Here is a 3264-nt window from a genome sequence, read left to right on the forward strand (position 1 = left end):
GGGGACACACAGGTGGCATTCTAGGGTTTACTACTCTTGTTGGAGGTAAACTTGGAGGCAAGCATACGTTGGTCGTCAATTGGAATAGTTTGGGTAGAGCTGACAGTCCTAATCCTTTTAAAAACATTTTACTTGCTGAATTTAGCAAGTAGGCAAAAAAGAAAAACGGATAAATTTTGTCATATTTTTTATAGTTAAACAAATAAGTGATGAATTCGATTACTTATCTAAGGAGGCAATTCTCTCATGAAAAATAAACTATCTGGGGTGTTAGCCGCTACATTAGCGCTAACGATGATCCTACCAACAGGGGCGATAGCATCTTCAAGCAGTAAGACTCCGGTTGTAGCTAACCAAGAAGTTGCTAACCAAGAACTGGAGAAGATTGCGGCAGAGAAGGCTGCGCTACTCACGAAGTCCTATGGGACGACTAGCGTGCAGTATGCGCTAATTGATAATGGTAAACTTATTTTGTCGGGTMAGACAGGCAAGAACGATATGGAAGGAAAACAGCGGCTGAACAAAGATACTCTATATGGGATTGGTTCAGTCAGTAAAATGTATGCAACAGCGGCTGTAATGAAATTGGTCGACGAAGGAAAAGTCGATTTGGATGCTCCTGTCGTCCACTATGTTCCTGATTTCAAGATGAAAGACGAGCGGTACAAACGCATTACGCCACGTATGCTGTTAAACCACTCCTCCGGCTTGCAAGGTTCCACGTTAAGTAATGCATTTTTATTTAACGATAATGATACCTATGCCCATGATGTCTTGATGCGGCAATTGTCCAACCAAAGCTTGAAGGCGGATCCTGGCGCGTTCTCGGTATACTGCAACGACGGCTTTACGCTGGCCGAGATTTTGGTGGAAAGAGTCAGCGGTATGAGCTTTACCGAATTTATACATCAACGGTTTACAGAACCCTTACAGCTGAATCATACGAAAACGCCGCAGGACAAATGGGAAGACGATAAGCGGGCTAGACTCTATTTTCCGGCGTACCAAGGGCAGCTTCCCATTGAATCGGTGAATGTGATTGGTTCGGGAGGGATCTCTTCCACGGCAGAAGATATGGTACGATTCTCACAATTATTTATGGGACAGGGAAAAGGGATCCTCTCTGATAAGGCAGTCAAGGCGATGGAGCAAGAGGAATATAAAAAAGGAATGTGGCCGGGGGATGGAGGTAATATTTTCAACTATGGTCTTGGCTGGGATAGTGTGAAACTATACCCATTCAGTGAATATGGGATAAAAAGCATGGCTAAGGGCGGCGATACAACACTGCAACATGCTATACTGGTCGTGCTTCCGGAACAGAAGATGGCAGTGGCTGTGTTGTCATCCGGCGGCCAAAGCTCTACAAATCAACTACTGGCAACTGAATTACTGCTCGCCGCGCTTAAAGAGAAGGGCACAATTAAGGACATCAAGCCAAACAAATCCTTTGGCAAGCCGGTCAAGGCCAAGATGCCTCAAGACGTGACGAAGAAAGCGGGCTTTTACGGCAATAGCGAAAGTCATTTCAAAATAGAAATTACGAAGAATGGAGAACTGTTCTTACCATCTAATCGAGAAGAAAAATATGTATATACTGCGAATGGAAGCTTTATTAATGAGAAGGGTACTTCCAAGCTCAACTTCGTCACTGAGAAAAATGGAAGAACTTATTTGAAGGAGAGCACATATAAATCGACGCCAGGCTTAGGGCAAAATGTGATGACTCACTATTTAGCCGAGAAACTAGAAGACAACGTGCTATCGAAGAAAACCGCTGCCGCATGGGCGAAGCGGGAAGGCGTCAAGTTCTATCTCGTGAACGAGAAATTTAGTTCTATTGAATATCTCGTTCAACCGAAACTTATTACCACACAAATTACTCGCAAGGAAGKCCTAGCGGGCTATTGGGACGGCAGAAAAATTACAGGTCCGAACACCGCGGCGCATCAGCTCCAGATCCCCGTGATGAATGGCCGTGATACGACGGAAACTCATTTCTATACAGAAGGCGGCAGTGAATATATGGAGATGGCCGGATTGTTATACGTAAGTGGATCCAACGTAAAACCGCTTGATGCAGGCCAATCATCCAAAGTTACGCTACAAGCAAATGGGCATGCGAAATGGTTTACGATCCCACAAGCGATAGCAGGGAAAACGATGAGCGTGACGTTGTCATCGAAGAGTTCATTCGCGGTGTATGATGAGAAGGGAGTATGCGTCAATTTTACCGTTGTGAGCGGCAATAACAAAGTAAAACTGCCGAARAACGGATCGGTTGTATTTGCTGGCGCGCCGAACTCGGAATTTGCAATCACGTTGAACTAGCTACAATTCAAGATGGACTTCAACAAAACCAGTACGACACAGAAAAGGTGTTTTGCTGGTTTTGTTTGTATTTACGCATTATCTTTACAAAGAGGCCTTCCACGAATAATATCACGCTCAAACTCTGCAAGAACAGCTATCATACCAACTTTTTAGCTGTTAAGAAACTTTGCAACAGAACGAGACATGTACTCCTTCATCACTAAAAACAGCCAGTTTTGATTTTAAATTTTTTTATTTATTGACTATGAAGTAACCACATAGTTTATAGTATGAATATTATTCCTTACTATTTGGAAAGCATTAGTAGATGCAAGAAAGAGGGGAGTCCGTGTCAAAACTCTGTTCTCACCTCATTCGGATGCACTGTTAGTTAAAGAAGCAGCGTATCCATATATCCGAAAAGCATTAAAACAGGGAATAGAAGTATATGGTTATAAAAAGGGAGTGTTACACGGTAAAGTATTTTTGATTGACGAAAAAGTATTGATGGTTGGACCGTGAATTTTGATTCGCGCTCGTTTCATTTAAATGAAGAAATGAACTGTTATATCCAAGACCCTGTCTATATTTCGAAAATAAAGCCAGTCATTACTGCAGACTTACAAAATTCAAAGAGGGTAACATCCTCTGACGTCAATCAATTATCTATAAAAGAAAAAATGAAAGAAAAGGTTGCAAAAATGTTTGAGTATTATTTGTAAAAACAAAGAATTTTTATATTAAGGAATAGTAAAATGATAGGGGTCTCGCCACACATCCATCAACTTAAGGATTTAGACTATTCTTAAAATTAAAAGCACGTTACTATTCTCTTATGTTAATGAGAAAGGGTGACGTGCTTTTTATGAATATGCATCAAAAACAAGAGCTGTCTTTATTTGCCGAAGAGTTATATCGATATATGTCTCCCGCTACACTTAATCAATTAGC

The 3264-nt window shown here is 41.6% G+C and carries 1 protein-coding gene and 2 pseudogenes; all 3 read left to right on the plus strand.

The features are described 5' to 3' along the window. Positions 1-152 (plus strand): annotated as a pseudogene (locus AC1DJR_RS23155) (serine hydrolase domain-containing protein); the annotation flags it as partial. Positions 153-246: 94 nt separating this feature from the next. Next, on the plus strand, positions 247-2331 hold the full coding sequence (locus tag AC1DJR_RS23160) for a serine hydrolase domain-containing protein (RefSeq protein ID WP_477003595.1): 2085 nt from the start codon (positions 247-249) through the stop codon (positions 2329-2331). Between the two features lie 288 nt (positions 2332-2619). Next, positions 2620-3035: pseudogene (locus AC1DJR_RS23165) on the plus strand (phospholipase D-like domain-containing protein); the annotation flags it as partial. Between the last annotated feature and the right edge of the window lie 229 nt (positions 3036-3264).

It is taken from the genome of Bacillus sp. 05T31 (assembly GCF_056396725.1).